This window comes from Corynebacterium sp., from assembly GCF_022712275.1.
Lineage (GTDB): Bacteria > Actinomycetota > Actinomycetes > Mycobacteriales > Mycobacteriaceae > Corynebacterium.
In genome coordinates, this window is record NZ_JALAGU010000053.1 from 66,409 (window position 1) to 81,967 (window position 15,559).

Consider the following 15,559-nt stretch of genomic DNA (forward strand, 5'->3'; position numbering starts at 1 on the left):
TGTGACTACGATCGGCAGCATGGCATCTGTCTTCAGCAAGATCATCGCCGGCGAGATCCCCGGCCGTTTCGTGTACCGCGACGAGACCGTCGTCGCCTTCCTGACCATCGAGCCGGTCGCCTACGGGCACACCCTCGTGGTGCCGGTCGAGGAGGTCGACCGCTGGACCGACCTGGAACCCGAACTGTGGGCCCACCTCAACGAGGTCGCCCAGGAGGTCGGGGCCGCGATCGTGGAGCAGTTCGAGTGCCCGCGCGCCGGTTACCTCATCGCCGGGTTCGAGGTCCCCCACACCCACATCCACGTCTTCCCCGCCGCCGACATGTCCGGCTACAACCTCGCCGACGCCCTCGGCATGGACGAGACCGATCCGGTGCAGATGGAGGAGGCGGCGGCGAAGATCCGTCTCGGACTGCAGTCCCGGGGTGTCTCCGGTGTCAGCGAGTAGGCGACCGTGAGCCACCGTTCCGATGACGACCTCGCCCCGTATATCGACGCGCTGACCTCTGCGGCGGCCGAGGAGACCGCCGATCCGGAACAGCATTCGTGGGCGGAGCAGCTGGCCTCGTTCTCCGACGGGCTGCGCAACACCTTCGGGTTCACCTCGCGGCTGGTCAAGCTCGCCCCGCAGCCGCCGGGTGAGGAGCCGGTGCCGATGGGCGCCCGGCAGAGTTTCGCCGGCTACGTCGACGACCTGTGGCATGCGAAGCCACCGGCGTACCGGCCGTACCCGGTGGTGCTGGTCCACGGCACGATCTCCTCGAAGTCGGTGTGGCAGAACCTGGTGACCGATCTGCGCGATGACGGTTTCGTGGTCTTCGCCCCCGACTACGGACGCCACGGCACCGGCGAGATCCGCCAGTCCGCCAAGGACGTGGGCGCGTACATCGACCAGGTGCTTTCGGCGACGGGTGCGGAGAAGGTCGACATCGTCGCTCACTCCCAGGGCGGGCTGCTGGCCCGGTACCTCATCAACCAGATGGACTTCGACTCGAAGGTCCACCACCTCGTCACACTGTCCGCACCGCACCACGGGACCACGGTGAACGCACAGCTGACCTCACTGATCTCGACGAACGAGCTCGCGGCGAAAGTCGCCGAGACGACGGTGACGCGGATGATGGGTGTGGCCGGGATGCAGCAGGTCGTCGGATCGCCGCTGCTGGGTGACCTGTCCTATTCTCCGGAGACGAGGCCGGGCGTGCGCTACACCTGCTTCGCGACGAAGGTGGACACCACGGTCGTGCCGGCGGAGTCCGGCTTCCTGGAGCCGGATGCCGTGGATGACGCGGGCGACCGGGTAGCTGTCGAGGTCACCAACGAGTTCATCCAGGACCTCGGGGCCGGTCGCGTCCTGCACAATGAGATGCCTTCGGACCCGAAGGTGCAGCGCATCGTGCACGAACGCCTGGTGGAGGCACTGGAGGAGACGCTGGAACGGCTGGAGGACGCGAAGGGTTAGGGCGTTCCCTGTTCCTCGCCCCCTCTTGCCTCACCACCCCACCGTCAGACATTATGCATTCTGTAATACCGACTACAGGACGCGGACATCACGTCTACCTGCAGGTTTCCCAGGAGTGGACGTTGTTGAGAATGCACAATGCCGCAGCATAACGTCGCAGCCACACCCTGCCCCTTGTGTTCTCATCTGTGCCAGGAGCTTCCCGATGCCCTTACCCATGTCAGTGACTGGTACCGAATACGGCACTACAGAATCGATTGCCCTGCCTATCGTCCATACACGGTTTGACTCCACCGGCCTACCAATGGTTCATGGTTCTGCACCCCAGACATGAACCAGACCTGAGCCAGACCTGAGCCAGACCTTTCCGGCACCTGACCAGCCCCTCACTCCGCACCCGCGAACCACCCCTTCGCCCGACTCGACGTCCGCGTCGCCCTGCCGGGCGCTGTCCACGGGTTACACCTGCTGCGGCAGGTCGTCGCGGAACGGGGAAGACGCGTAGAGCGAGGCCACCGGTGCTGTCATCGGTGCCGTCTCCTCCCACGACCGGGCACCTGTCCGCCGCCGGATGTGACCGTGGCACAGTAGCTGGAGTGAACATTCCACTCCTGGGCCGACTGCTCGACCTCCTGCCCGATGACGCCTGGGCCGAATCCCGCCACCGGCGTCCGTATCCCCGCACCGACGACCCGGCGACCCGGCCGGTCGTCCTGGTTCACGGTGCGGTCGGCTCCCGCAGCAACTTCACCGGTGTCGCCGCCGCACTGAAGGACGCCGGCCACCCCGTCCTCTCCGTCTCCTACGGCCACCACGGCACCATGCCGCTGCGCCACAGCTTCACCGAGGTCCGCGAGAAACTCGCGAACATCGTCGCAGACGCCGGCACCGTCGACCTCGTCGGCCACTCCCAGGGCGGACTGCTGGCCCTCGCCGCGTCCGGCACCCCGGAACTGCAGGGCAAGGTCGGACGCCTGGTGGGCATCGGCGCGGACTTCCGTGGCGTCACCGGGTTCCGGCGCATCATGCCGCTGGCCACCCGCATCGTCCCCGCCTGGCGCGGGCATCCCGCCGACTCCTCCGAGATGGCGAGACTGATGAACTACGCGACCCGTTCGACGGTCCCGGTCACCCAGATCCTCACGCTCCGGGACCCCTACGTTCCCACTGACCGGGCCCGGGCCTTCACCGACGAGGACGCCGCCTCCGGAACGCCCGCCCACCGTGGCCCCACCGAGGTCATCGAGATCGACGGTATTCCCCACGAGAAACTGCCCCACAGCCGACGGGTCGGACGCCTCGTCGCCGAAGCGCTCAGCTAGCCCCGCCGGGGCAGCCGGAACTCCGGCTACAGTTCCTCGATCTCACTCTCGTCGAGCATCTCCGCCGCCGCCGGCAGAGACACGTGAAAGGTCGTGCCCTCACCGAGCTCACTCTCCACGTTGATCGTGCCACCGTGCGCCTCGACGAGGCTCTTGACGATCGACAGGCCCAGGCCGGACCCGCCGGACGCGCGTGACCGGGATACGTCGGCGCGGTAGAAACGCTCGAACAGGTGCGGTACATCCTCGGCGGGGATACCGGCGCCGTCGTCGATGACATCGACACCCACGGTCGCCGGTTGGACACCGGGGTCGGACTGGGTGAGCTTGAGGATCACCGAAGCGCCCTCCCCACCGTGGCGCAGCGCATTCGTCATGAGGTTGCCGATGACCTGGTGCAGCCGGTCAGAGTCACCGATGGTCACCGGGATCGAACGGGTCTCGTTGACCAGCGACACTGCGCGGCCCGGGAACCCTGCACGTGCGTTCTCCACAGCGGCGAACCCCAGGTCCAGCAGGTCCACCGGTTCACGACGCATCGGACGCCCCTCGTCCATGCGCACCAGGGTCAGCAGATCCTCGACCAGCAGACTCATTCGGCCGGCTTCCGAGGAGATCCGGTCGATGACCATGTCCGCATCCTCGGTGGCACCTGACTTGTACAGGTCTGCGTAGCCGCGGACACTTGTCAACGGCGTGCGGAGTTCGTGGGAGGCGTCCCCGATGAAGCGGCGCATCGACGCCTCTGCCTCACGCGCCTGTTTCTCCGAGCGGTTGGTGGCGATGAACGCACCCTGGATCTGGGCGAGCATCCGGTTGAGCGCGCCGGAGAGACGACCGACCTCGGTGTTCGGCGACCACTCGGGGACACGCTCGTCGAGCTGCCCCTTGGCGATCCGCCCGGCGGTGCGCTCCACCAGGTACAGCGGCTGCAGAGCACGCCGGATGAGATAGAGACTGCCTGCCACCAGCAGCACCAGGACGATGGCGCCGATCGTCACCAGCACGACGAGGAGCTGGTGCATGATGTGGTACTCGCCCGCCATCGGCAGAGCGATGACGACGACTTTCCCGTCATCGTTGACCACCGCGGCGGCGCGCCAGGGTGTGGAGCTCTCCGAGCCCCCGAAAGCAGGCACTGTCACCGGTGGGGTGGCCTCGGTGATCGTCGAGACATCCGGGGCGGACCTGTTCTCCAGTGGATTGATGGACGTGCTCCACCCCTCGGCTTCGGTGTCGTAGATGACCACGAAGAACTGACTCGGCGGACTCGACGGCCCCGCTTTACCACCGGCCGAGGTCTCCAGGTCCTCCACCGGGCGGCTCGCCCAGTCGTGGGTGGCGGTGGTGAGCTGCTCATCGACCCGGTTGGTGAGGAACTGCTGCATCATCCCGCTGACGACCGCGCCGGAGACGGCGAGACCGAGCGCAGCCATCGTCGTCATCACGAGGACGAGTGACACACGGAGCGGGAAGTGGGACAGGAAGACACCCGGATAGCGGCGCGCACTCCTGTCCTTCGTCCCCGTCCGACCGCCGGACCGCATGCTCACCACAGGTCAGTACCTCAGTTCCGTGTCAGTTGCGCGCTGGGTGTGTTCTGGTCAGGCGTCAGTTACGCGGCATGCGCAGGACGTACCCGACACCACGGACGGTGTGGATCAGGTGCGGCTCCTGCGTGTCGATCTTCCGACGCAGGTAGGAGACGTAGGATTCGACAACATTGCCGTCGCCGCCGAAGTCGTACTCCCATACAGCGTCGAGGATCTTCGCCTTGGAGACGACGACCTCCGCATTGATGAGCAGGTAACGCAGCAGCTTGAACTCGGTGGGTGACAGGTCGACGACCTGACCACCCTTGGTCACCTCGTGCATGTCGTCGGAGAGGGTGAGGTCGGCGTAGGTGATCAGTGACTCGTCCTCCTTCTCCTCCGGCTGGACGCGGCGCAGGATCACCCGCAGTCGGGTGATGACCTCCTCCAGGGCGAAGGGCTTGGTGACGTAGTCGTCGGCGCCGAGGGTCAGGCCGTGGATACGGTCGTCGACGGCGTCCTTGGCGGTGAGGAAGAGGACCGGAGCCTCGTCGCCTGCCTCGCGGAGCTTGTTGAGCACGGTGAAGCCGTCCATCCCCGGCATCATGACGTCGAGGATGTAGGCGTCCGGCTGGAAGTCCTTGGCGATCTCCAGGGCGGACGCGCCGTCGTTGGCGGTGCGCACGTCAAAGTCCTGGAACTCGAGGCGGGCCTTGATGAGGTCGGCGATGTTGGCTTCATCATCGACGACGAGTACCCGGGTGTCGTGAGTGGAGACGGTCTGATGATTCTGATGGGTGAGCGGCACGGTCATGCTTCCTAGTGTGGACAGACACCCCGGAAAACGGGTGCATACCTCCTGTACTTTACCTGTGGAACTGCCGGGGATTCACCGACACCGACACCCCACAGCCGACTGAGTTCCGGTCAACGTTCTGGTCAACCACCCGCTGAACAGCTAAAGTGTCTCCCCGTGACTACGAACTACACCTACCATGGACGCCACCGCGCGGTCTCCCACACCCACACCCGCCGGAACATCGCCCTCGTCGGCGCTTCCACGGCGGCCCTTGCCGGCCTCGGTGCCGCCCCCGCCATGGCAAACCCGCTCGATGACCTCCGTGCGCAGGTCACCGATGGTGCGCTCGACGCCCACGACGGTGCTCTGGAGCAGTCCGGCCAGGTGCCGGAGGAATTCCGTGACGTCTACGAGCAGGGCGTCACCGACCTCACCAACGCCGTCGCCCCGGGCGCGCTCGACGAGCGTGCGGCCGCCCGTGCAGCCGCGGAAGCCGCCGCTGCCGAGCAGGCCCGCCAGGACGCCTGGAACGACACGACGAACACGCCGTGCCCCGCCACCGCGAAGGCCTGCGTCGATCTCGACGGTCGCCGTGCCTGGCTGACCGACGGTGGCAACACCGTCTACGGTCCGGTCTACATCTCCTCCGGCGCCCCGGGTGCGGACACCGAGACCCCGCGTGGCACCTTCCACGTGACCTACAAGGTCAAGGATGAGATCAGCCGCGAGTTCAACGACGCCCCGATGCCGAACTCCGTGTACTTCACCTGGTCAGGTCATGCCTTCCACGGTGGCGACCCGGACGTGGACTCCGCCGGATGCATCCATCTCGGTGGCGACGATGACGACGTCTTCTTCAACTCCCTCAACGAGGGCGACGAGGTCTTCATCTACTAGACCCTGCTTCCCGGCCGACACCACGGGCCCCGCACACGACTCAGGATGTGCGGGGCTCCGTCATGTCTGCCGTACCCCGTCCTCCCACCAGCCGGCTCAGCACGTTCTCCGCACTGATCAGGCACATCGGCACGCCGACACCGGGCGTGGTCGTCGACCCGGCGTAGAAGAGATTCTCCACGGCTCGCGAGCGGTTCGTCCCACGAAAGAACGCCGACTGGCGCAGGGTGTGCGCCAACCCCAGCGCCCAGCCGTGCCAGGAGTGGTACCGCGCGGCGAAGTCCGCCGGCCCCAACGTGCGGCGGACTTCGATACGGGACGCCAGGTCGTCGATCCCGGCACGCTCGGTGATGAGGTCCACCACCGCATCGGCGATCTGCTCGACCCGCGCCGAACCGATCCCGTCGGCACTGTAGGCCGACCCGCCACCGAGGCCGGGATCAGCGGTCACCGGGACCAGGACGAAGAGGTTCTCGTACCCGTCCGGCGCAACGTCGGGATCCGTCGCGGACGGCTTCGAGACGTAGACGGAACGGGATGCCCCGCTACCGGATGCGTCACTGTCGAAGACCGCGGCGAAGTCCGGCGTCCAGTCCTCACTGAAGATGAGGGTGTGATGAGCGAGCTCCGGCAGTGCGCCGCGGATGCCGAGCATCACGACGACCGCGCCGACCCCGGCGTCCGCCCGTGTCCAATGCGGTTCCGGATACGTACGCAGACCGGCCGAAAGCAGAACATTCTCCGTGTGGTGCAGGTCAGCGGCACTGACGACGAGGTCGGCGTCCAGCACGGTACCGTCGGCGAGTTCCACCCCGGTCGCCCGGGCACGCTGCGGCCAGATCCGCCCCAGTCCGGGCACCCGGCGCAACGGATTGGCGGACACCCGGTCGGTCCGGATCCGGGTGACCTCCGCATTTGTGCGGATGACGGCGCCGTTGTCCTCGGCGAGGCAGCGCAGTGCGTCCACCACCGCAGTGAACCCGCCGAGCGGGTACTTCACGCCCTGGACCAGGTCGGTGTAGCTCATGAGCTGGTACAGCGCCGGCGTCGCCGACGGGCGCGAGGACAGGAACACCGCGGGGTACGACAGGATCTGACGCAGCCGTCGGTCGGAGAACCGGGCGTTGACGAGGTTCTCCAGCGAGCCGGTGAGCAGCCGGACCAGGCGTCCTGCCCGGCGCAGCACCGGCAGTCCCAGGAATGGACGCGGCGAGGAAAAGTGGGTGTAGAGGAACCGGTCCACGGCGATGCGGTAGGTGTCGCCGGCCTCGGCGAGGTAGCGGCGGACCTTCTCCCCCGCCCCCGGTTCGATCTCCTCGAACAGGGACGCCACCGCGTCCTCCCCGACGGGGACGTCCACCGGATCCAGTCCCTCGGGCAGGACGCGGTACCCCGGGTGCAGGTCCACCAGGTCGAGCTCCGCCTCCGTCGAGGTGCCCATGAGTCCGAAGAACCGGTCGAAAGCCTCGGGCATGAGATACCAGCTCGGGCCGGTGTCCCAGCGGAACCCCGGGGCGTCATCGACGGTGAGGGACCCGGCACGACCGCCGACGGAGTCCCCCTTCTCCAGCAGAGTCACCGCATGACCGTTGCGGGCGAGCAGTCCGGCGGTCGCCAGACCTGCCACGCCGCCGCCGATGACGACCACGCTCTGCATGTCCCGCGTCATGACAGCACCGCCTTCCCCACGGCACGCAGGGTGACCACCGTCTTCACCCGGGAGGGCACGCTGACCCGCACCGCGTCCGCACCGGTGAGGTCGGTGGCGGGGGTCTCCCGCAGCCGGTCGACGAGTGCCCGGTACAGCGCGGCTGCGGCGGCGACCCCGGCACGGGCTCCCCGGGGCAGGGCCGGGATGCGCGAGCACCCGGCATCCAGTTCCGCGACACACTCGTCGAGCAGGGCGTGCTTGGCGTCCTCGGTGAGATCGTCGGGAAGGTAGTGGCGGTGCAGGACAGTGGAGTCCGCACCGATGTCGCGCAGGAAGTTGACCTTCTGGAACGCCGATCCGAGCGACGCCGCCCCCTCGGCCAGCCACTCCGGATCCCCGGTGGCGGTTCCGTGGGCGCGGAAGATGTCGAGACACATCAGGCCGATGACCTCGGCCGAACCGTGGATGTAGGCGGCGAGGCTGGCGTCATCGTGGACGTCGGGGGCCAGATCGGCGCGCATCGAGGCGAAGAAGGCCTGCAGATGTGCCGGGTCCAGGTTGCAGCGGCGGGCGGTACCGGCGAAGGCGTGCAGCACCGGGTCGGTGTGGAAGGCGGGGGCGGAGGAGTCTGCGGCGGTGAGCACGGCGTCCCCGTACCCGTCGAGGAGTGCGCGGATGCCCGTGGCGTCCTCCCCCGCAGCTGCTGCGGCACCGTCGACGATCTCGTCGGCGATCCGGACGACGGCGTAGAGGTTGCACACATCGCGACGCACCGGCGGGGACAGCAGGCGCGTGGCCAGAGTGAAGGAGGTCGAGTAATGGGCGATGACGTCGGCGGCGACCCGGTCGGCCATCGCCTGGTACCGGTCGTCGGTCCTCTCAGTACTGCGCCATGTCACGGATCAACCGTACCGTCAGGAGTACCGTTTCCCACCATGACCGGTCCCAGCCCCACCCCGTTCACCCGCGCCGTGCGATTCCTCATCACCGACAAGGGCGGCGGCATCCTCCTCCTCATCGCGACGGTCATCGCGCTGGTCTGGGCGAACAGCGGGTTTTCCGGGGGTTACTCCGGGCTGCGGGACGCCGAGACCGGCCCGGAGTGGGCGGATCTGCACCTCAGCGTCGGTGAGTGGGCATCCGACGGTCTGCTGGCGGTCTTCTTCTTCGTCACCGGACTGGAGCTGAAGCAGGAGTTCCTCACCGGTGCACTGCGCCGGGTACAGGACGCACTGGTGCCGGTGCTCGCGGCCTGCGGTGGTGTCGCGGTGCCGGCGATCCTCTACACCGTGGTGAATGCCGCGGCGAGCGGTGGCGACACCTCAGGTTGGGCGGTCCCGGCGGCCACCGACATCGCCTTCGCGGTCTCCGTCCTCGCCGTGGTGGGGTCGAATCTGCCGCAACGGTTGCGTGTGTTCCTGCTGACGCTGGCTGTCGTCGACGACCTCATCGGCATCCTCATCATCGCCTTCTTCTTCGCCGACGATCTCAACCTGGGGTTCCTGCTGCTCGCGCTGGTGCCACTGGTCCTGTTCGCGGTGTGTACGCAGCGGGGCGTCGACCAGTGGTGGGTGCTGGCGCCGCTGGCGGTGGTGACCTGGGCACTGGTGCACCATTCCGGGATCCACGCCACGATCTCGGCGGTGGTCCTCGGCTTCATGGTCCCGGTGAAGTCCCGGGCGGGCAAGGAGACCTCGCGGCAGTTCTCGGCGGCGCTCGGCCCGTGGTCGTCGCTGGTTGTGCTGCCGGTGTTCGCCTTCTTCGCCGCCGGTGTGACCGTCGGCGGCTGGTCGGGGTTGACGGATTCCTGGACCGACCCGGTGGCCTACGGTGTGATCATCGCCCTGGTCGTCGGCAAGCCACTGGGCATCACGCTGACGACCTGGCTGGCCTCGAAGCTTCCCGGCATGGCGCTGGCCCCGTCGTTGAAGTGGCCGGACATCATCGGCATGGGCATGGTCGCCGGCATCGGCTTCACTGTCTCCCTGCTGGTCAGTGAGCTGACCTTCGGGGCAGGTACCGTGCTCGACGACCACGCGAAGGTCGGCGTACTCACGGCGTCGCTGCTCTCGGCCATCCTCGGCGGGGCGTATCTGACGGTGAGGAACCGGAAGCACGCCCGGGCGGCGCAGTGACGTCTGTACACGATCGTGACAGATTCGCAGTGTCCGGACACTGTAGCGGCACGATCCGTGACGATTGTGTACGCCACCACCTTCACGGATGGTTTCGTCGCGCACCGTATCCTCTAGGGCATGACCGCCCCCGTCCCGGCACCTGACACCGCCGCCCCCACCACGACAGCCCGTACCGACCGCCGCACGGTCACCGCCTGGGCCTTCTGGGACTTCGGCTCCGCCGCCTTCAACGCCGTCCTCGTCACCTTCATCTTCTCCGTCTACCTCACCGACTCTGTCGGTGACTCCCTCGGCGGCTCCGTCAGCGCGTCCACCTGGTACGGCGCAGCCATCGCCGTCGCCGGCGTCATCATCGCGGTGACGGCCCCAGTGGTCGGACGCCGCGCGGATGCCCGGGGGAAGCGCCGCAGTGCGGTGCGCACATGGACGCTGGTCACCGTGGCGCTGATGCTCATGCTCGTCTTCGTCGGCGACGACGCCCCGGGCTACTTCTGGCTGGGCGCGGTGATCATGGCGGTCGCCTCGGTGACCTTCCAGTTCGCCGAGGTCGGCTACTTCGCGATGCTCAACCAGGTCTCCACGAAGGAGAACGTCGGACGGGCCTCCGGCTTCGGCTGGGCGATGGGCTACTTCGGCGGAATCTTCCTGCTGCTGTTCTGCTACGTCGGCTTCATCGCCGGCGACGGAGACACCCGCGGCCTGTTCAACATCACCACCGACGACGGCTGGAACGTCCGCATCGTCGCCCTGCTCGCCGCCGTGTGGTTCGGCCTGTCGGCGATCCCCCTGTTCCGCCGCATCCCCGAGGTCGAACCCAACGGCTCCGAACCCACCGGGTGGAAGGACTCCTACCGGGCTCTGTTCCATGACATCGCCGTGCTGTGGCGCACCGACCGCAAGACCGTGTGGTTCCTCATCTCGTCTGCCATCTTCCGCGACGGCCTGGCCGGCGTGTTCACCTTCGGCGCGATCCTCGCGGTCTCCGTCTACGAGCTGACGGACGCCGACGTCCTGATCTTCGGTGTCGGCGCCAATGTCGTCGCCGCCCTCGGCGCCCTGCTGGCGGGACGCCTCGACGACAGCCGCGGCCCCGTACCGGTCATCGCCGTCTCCCTGATGCTCATGGTCGCCATTGCCCTGGTGCTCTTCATCGTCTCCGGACCGCTGATGTTCTGGATCTTCGGACTGGCCCTGTGCCTGTTCGTCGGCCCGGCGCAGTCGGCGTCCCGCTCCTACCTGTCCCGGATCTGCCCGCCGGGACGCGAGGGCGAGATGTTCGGCCTCTACGCCACCACCGGACGCGCGGTGAGCTGGCTCGCACCGGCCATGTTCGCCCTGTTCACCGGGATCGCCGGCAATGACCGCGCCGGCATCCTCGGCATCGGTCTGGTGCTGCTCGTCGGTGTCGCGCTACTGCTCAAGACAGCGCGGTAACTACCGCACCTGCCAGTCCGCGGCAGCACGCCAGCCGGCCAGCAGTCGGGCATACTCGCCACCCGCTGCCTCCAGATCCGCCGGGGCACCGGCCTCGACGACACGTCCGCCGGCCATGACGACCACCCGGTCGGCGATGTCCAGCATCGCCGGACGGTGGGTGACGATGACGGTCGTGTAGTCGTCGCGGACCCGCCTGACCGCCTCGACGACCGCACGCTCACTGGTGGTGTCCAGGGCGGAGGTCGCCTCGTCGATGAGCAGGACGCGGGCCGGCTTGGCCAGGGCACGGGCGATACCGACCCGCTGACGCTCACCACCGGAGAGCTGCGCACCGAGTTCACCGGCCGGGGTGTCCCAGCCGTCGGGTGCAGCCTCCAGCAGCGGGGTGAGCCGGGCGTCCGCTCCGATCCGGTCCAGGTCCGCGTCAGTGAGGTCCGGGTTCACGGTGAGCAGGTTCTCCCGCAGCGTCCCCGCATTGAGGACGGTGTGCTGGAAGGCGAATGTCGCGCTGCCGCGCAGTTCGGCGGGGCCCGCAGGCGTCCCGTCGAGAGTAAGTGCACCGGCGTCCGGCGGGGTCAGACCGGCCAGCGTACGCAGTAGGGTGGTCTTGCCGGAGCCGGAGGCTCCGATGACGACGGTGACGCTGCCCGGCGCGGCAGTGAGGTCCACGTCCTGCAGGCCGGTGGTGCCGTCCGGGAAGGTGACGTCTACCCCGTCGAGCTGCACGGCCGGTGCTGCCCCGGTCGTGATCGCCACCGGGCGCACCGGTGTGGTCTTCACGACCTGCGCGGCGAGGTCCAGGCTGCGGTTGAAGTTGTTCACTCCGGCGGACAGGCCCGCCACCGCGGAGACCTGTTCAACGACCCGGAGCAGCACGATCACCATGGTCGCCGCCTCGACGGCGCTGAGGGAACCGCCGTCGTAGCCCATCCAGATCACCACGCCGAAGGCAAGCAGGACGCCCTGGGTCACCAGGCTGAACAGGAATTCCCCGGGGATCTGCCAGAGCAGCAGTCTGAGGACCCGGCTGCGGTTCCCGGACACCGCCCGGTCCACCAGTCGGGCACCGGCGCCTGCCTGTCGGCCGGTGCGCAGTGACGGCTGGGCGACGGCGAACTCGAACAACCGGGAGTCCACCTCACCGGTCGCCTCCTCGAACTGCCGGTCGGCACGGGCCTCCAGGCGGGTACTCGCCCACAGCGCACCGATGGCGAGGGCGCCACCGAACAGCGTCACCAGCCCGGCGGGGACGTGGACGAACAGCAGCCCGACCCCGAGGGCGAAGACGTAGATGACCGCGGTGGCCAGCGGGGTGAACGCGAGCACCACCGAGGAACTGGCCTCGGTCGCCCCCTGTGACAGCAGTCGGCGCAGGTCCGCGGTCATCGTCGGGGTGAAGCGGGACTCCGGCCAGGCGAGCAGGGCGTCCGGGGTGGCACGTTGGATACGGCGCATGACCGCCAGTCCGAGATCGAGTCCCCGGTGGGCGGCCAGGATGTCGACGACCCAGCACACGGCGATGAGCACCACCATGAGCAGCACCCACCAGCCGGCGGACGCCGGGTCGTCGGAGAACAGGTCCCGGCACAGCGGGAACAGTGTGATGATCGCCGCGACCTGCAGGACCGTGGACAGGACGACGAGCAGGAGGTAGATCCGGAAGGTCCGTCCTCCGCAGGTGACGGTGTGGAGTCTGGTGAGCATCAGTGCACCTCGGTCTCGTGGGCGTTGGTCGGATCGCTCTCGTCGTTCGCGTCGTGCCAGAGGGACGCATAGGTCCCGCCGGCGTCGATGAGTGTCGCGTGGGTACCGTCCTCGACGATCCGTCCGGCATCCATCACCAGGATCCGGTCGGCGCGGGCGATGGTGTGCAGCCGGTGGGCGATCATCACCACGGTGCGTCCCACCAGCAGTTCGTCGAGACCCTGCCGGATCTCCCACTCGGAGTCCGGGTCGGCCGAGGCGGTGGCCTCATCCAGCACGACCACGGGGGTGTCGGCGAGCAACGCGCGGGCGATGCCGATGCGCTGACGTTCACCGCCGGAGAGGTGGGCGGCGTCCACGACAGTGTCGTAGCCGTCGGGTAGTTCACCGATCCGGTCATGGATCCGGGCCGCGGTCGCTGCGGCGACGATCTGCTCCTCGGTGGCGTCCGGCCGGGTCAGGGCGATGTTCTCCCGGACCGTGCCGCGTACCAGCTGCACGTCCTGCAGCAGAATGGTGACGGTCGAGTACAGCTCGTCGACGTCCATCTCACGGATGTCGCGACCGTTGACGCTCACCGACCCGGCCTGCGGGTCCCACAGCCGGGCGATGAGTGCACCGACCGTGGACTTTCCGGCGCCCGAGGGACCGACCAGTGCGGTGACGGTGCCCTTCTCCAGCGACAGGGAGAGGTCCTGCAGCACCGGACGCTCCGGGGTGTAGCGGAAGGTGACGTCGTCGAAGACGACGTGCCCTTCCGACCCCGGCCGGTTCGCCGGACCGGCGAGTTCCGGGGTGGACAGCAGCAGTTCCAGACCACTGCGGGCGTCCAGGGACATCATGAGGACCCCGACACCGCCGGAGATCGCGACGAGCTGTCCACCGAAGGCCGGGCCGAGGATGAGGAAGGGAACGAGGTCGTGGACGCTGACCCAGCCCGGCAGCATGAGCAGCCAGGCGGCGACGACGATGATGCCGAGCGTGGTGGTCGGCCGGTTGATCATCACCGCGAGGATCTTGCGGGTACCGGTCTTGCGCTGTACCGCGTCGGTGAAATCGCCGGCTTCCTCGAGGGTCCCGGGCAGATCGACCAGGGAGCGGTCGCCGAAGACCTGGGAGACCTCGCGGTCGGCGAGGAAGGTCTGTGTCTGCCCGGACAACAGCGACATCCGACGCATGGTCTGGACGGTGCCGTCCTTCTCCTCGATGGAGATCCCGACCATCACCTTGATGAAGATGATGATGGGTATGAAGAGCACCAGGCCCAGCCGCCAGTCGACGGTGAACAGGTAGATCAGTGTCGCCACCGGAGTGACCACCGCGGCGACCAGGTCCGGCACCGCATGGGTGACCAGGTAGTGCAGGGCGGAGACATCGTCGGCGACGAGCTTCTTCACCTCGGTCGCCGAACGGTCCTGGAACCAGCCCAGCGGCAGGCGGGAGAGTTTGCCGGTGAGCCGCTTGCGCAGCGCCGCGGCGAAGGAGGAGTCGAAAAGGTGGGTGCCGAAGACCAGCAGTGCGGTACCGAGTGCCGAGACACCCATGATGACCAGTGCGATGACGGCGATGCGCACCACCTCGTCGCGGTCGGTGCCTGCGAGGAACCTGCGGGCCAGTTCGGCGAACAGGATGAACGGCACGATCTGCAGCACCGAGAGCAGCGCCTGTGCGACTCCGGCGATGACCATCGGGACCGCCGCGCCGGAGAGGACGCTCTCGGACGGGGTGGCGTCCTGCGCCGGGGAGTCGCTCGCACCGGCGGCAGGCGAGGTGGTGTCCGGTGCGTCGGCGTTCGCCTCGTCGAGGACCTCGGACTTGCCCATCCCCTTGCCCCGGACCCAGTAGGCCTGGGCATGCAGCGTCGCACGACTCAGATTGTGTTCACGCTGCAGGACAGTGCGGGCGTGTCTGGTGGCGGTGGTCTCCGCGGTGACCCAGGCGTACCAGTCGGACCAGTCGCGGCCGCTGAGCGCCTGTGCCAGCGTCTGTCCGTCGGGGATCTCGTCGATCCACGCCGCGGTGATGTTCGGACCTTCAGGCAGGGGCACGTCGGAGTCCGCGTCGGAGTGCTTCTCGAGGTAGATGATCACCTCACTGTCCTCGGGGACGGTAGCCGCGACTGCACGGATCGCCGGCAGGGCGGCGAGATCGCCGAGCAGCAGGTATCCCGCAGGCGCGGGGTCGAGGGGTTCGAAGGAGACGTCGCCGTAACGCATCGCGGCAAGTTCGTCGCCCGGTTCACAGTTCACCGCCCACCAGGACGCCGGGCCGTAGGGCTGGTGGATGACGAACTCCATGTCGAACTCACCGGACGCCGGATCTGAACGTGCGATCGTGTAGCCGCGCTGGTGGAGTTTCGCACCGCCGTCAGGGTCCGGGAACCAGGCACGGAGGAAGGCGCCGGGCGATTCGCCGTCAGGTTCGAGGACAGCTTTGTCCGGGTCCTCCCTGAACCGGATACGGAGGAAATGCTCCGTCACCTGCTCCTTGTCGACGACGGTGATCCGGTGCTCTTTCGCGCCGAGCGTACGCAGCAGAGCACCCTGGAATCCCTTGCCCACGGCGTTCCTCCTTTTACGAGTGATACTCAGGTAACAGAAGGCTCACCATACCAAGA

The 15,559-nt window shown here is 67.8% G+C and carries 12 protein-coding genes; 6 read left to right on the forward strand and 6 right to left on the reverse strand.

Annotation, left to right across the window (positions count from 1 at the left end):
- The first annotated feature begins 19 nt into the window (after positions 1–19).
- From Q0A27_RS13380 to Q0A27_RS13390, 3 genes are all read left to right on the forward strand, one after another.
- A complete protein-coding gene (locus Q0A27_RS13380) occupies positions 20–448 on the forward strand; it encodes an HIT family protein (RefSeq protein ID WP_291476200.1) in 429 nt (142 codons plus the stop codon).
- A 6-nt stretch (positions 449–454) separates the two neighbouring features.
- Entirely contained in the window at positions 455–1,462 is a 1,008-nt protein-coding gene (locus tag Q0A27_RS13385) for an alpha/beta fold hydrolase (RefSeq protein ID WP_291476201.1), read from the forward strand.
- 596 nt (positions 1,463–2,058) lie between these two features.
- Positions 2,059–2,784 carry an alpha/beta fold hydrolase gene (locus Q0A27_RS13390; protein ID WP_291476202.1) on the forward strand — a complete coding sequence of 242 codons (726 nt, stop codon included), beginning with the start codon at positions 2,059–2,061 and terminating at the stop codon, positions 2,782–2,784.
- A 26-nt stretch (positions 2,785–2,810) separates the two neighbouring features.
- On the opposite strand, the gene Q0A27_RS13395 is transcribed toward Q0A27_RS13390, so the two are convergent.
- The gene (locus Q0A27_RS13395) at positions 2,811–4,331 is read right to left on the reverse strand and encodes a cell wall metabolism sensor histidine kinase WalK (protein WP_291476329.1); all 1,521 of its coding nucleotides are present in this window, start codon (positions 4,329–4,331) and stop codon (positions 2,811–2,813) included.
- 64 nt (positions 4,332–4,395) lie between these two features.
- The gene (locus Q0A27_RS13400) at positions 4,396–5,130 is read right to left on the reverse strand and encodes a response regulator transcription factor (protein ID WP_041629794.1); all 735 of its coding nucleotides are present in this window, start codon (positions 5,128–5,130) and stop codon (positions 4,396–4,398) included.
- A gap of 159 nt (positions 5,131–5,289) precedes the next feature.
- Between Q0A27_RS13400 and Q0A27_RS13405 the strand changes: the two genes are divergently transcribed.
- Entirely contained in the window at positions 5,290–6,012 is a 723-nt protein-coding gene (locus Q0A27_RS13405; RefSeq protein WP_291476203.1) for a L,D-transpeptidase, read from the forward strand.
- Positions 6,013–6,052: 40 nt separating this feature from the next.
- Here the strand turns inward: Q0A27_RS13405 and crtI are convergent, their stop codons facing one another.
- Positions 6,053–7,681, reverse strand: coding sequence for a phytoene desaturase family protein (gene crtI / locus Q0A27_RS13410; RefSeq protein WP_291476204.1), 1,629 nt, complete (start codon positions 7,679–7,681; stop codon positions 6,053–6,055).
- Complete coding sequence (locus Q0A27_RS13415) at positions 7,678–8,562, reverse strand: squalene/phytoene synthase family protein (RefSeq protein WP_291476205.1); 885 nt, start codon at positions 8,560–8,562, stop codon at positions 7,678–7,680. Before Q0A27_RS13415 ends, crtI begins: the two co-directional genes overlap by 4 nt.
- 36 nt (positions 8,563–8,598) lie before the next feature.
- Between Q0A27_RS13415 and nhaA the strand changes: the two genes are divergently transcribed.
- Together nhaA and Q0A27_RS13425 are read left to right on the forward strand one after the other, a co-directional pair.
- On the forward strand, positions 8,599–9,798 hold the full coding sequence (nhaA, locus tag Q0A27_RS13420; protein WP_291476206.1) for a Na+/H+ antiporter NhaA: 1,200 nt from the start codon (positions 8,599–8,601) through the stop codon (positions 9,796–9,798).
- A 120-nt stretch (positions 9,799–9,918) separates the two neighbouring features.
- Entirely contained in the window at positions 9,919–11,235 is a 1,317-nt protein-coding gene (locus Q0A27_RS13425) for an MFS transporter (RefSeq protein ID WP_291476207.1), read from the forward strand.
- On the opposite strand, the gene Q0A27_RS13430 is transcribed toward Q0A27_RS13425, so the two are convergent.
- Complete coding sequence (locus Q0A27_RS13430; RefSeq protein WP_291476208.1) at positions 11,236–12,942, reverse strand: ABC transporter ATP-binding protein; 1,707 nt, start codon at positions 12,940–12,942, stop codon at positions 11,236–11,238.
- Entirely contained in the window at positions 12,942–15,503 is a 2,562-nt protein-coding gene (locus Q0A27_RS13435) for an ABC transporter ATP-binding protein/permease (protein WP_291476209.1), read from the reverse strand. The genes Q0A27_RS13430 and Q0A27_RS13435 overlap by 1 nt, the downstream gene beginning before the upstream one ends.
- Positions 15,504–15,559 lie beyond the last annotated feature (56 nt).

Coding starts and splice junctions, on each gene's coding strand:
- Q0A27_RS13380 (WP_291476200.1), top strand. CDS start 20: ATGGCATCTGTCTTCAGCAAGATCATCGCCGGCGAGATCCCCGGCCGT.
- Q0A27_RS13395 (WP_291476329.1), bottom strand. CDS start 4,331: ATGCGGTCCGGCGGTCGGACGGGGACGAAGGACAGGAGTGCGCGCCGC.
- Q0A27_RS13400 (WP_041629794.1), bottom strand. CDS start 5,130: ATGACCGTGCCGCTCACCCATCAGAATCATCAGACCGTCTCCACTCAC.
- crtI (WP_291476204.1), bottom strand. CDS start 7,681: ATGACGCGGGACATGCAGAGCGTGGTCGTCATCGGCGGCGGCGTGGCA.
- nhaA (WP_291476206.1), top strand. CDS start 8,599: ATGACCGGTCCCAGCCCCACCCCGTTCACCCGCGCCGTGCGATTCCTC.
- Q0A27_RS13425 (WP_291476207.1), top strand. CDS start 9,919: ATGACCGCCCCCGTCCCGGCACCTGACACCGCCGCCCCCACCACGACA.
- Q0A27_RS13430 (WP_291476208.1), bottom strand. CDS start 12,942: ATGCTCACCAGACTCCACACCGTCACCTGCGGAGGACGGACCTTCCGG.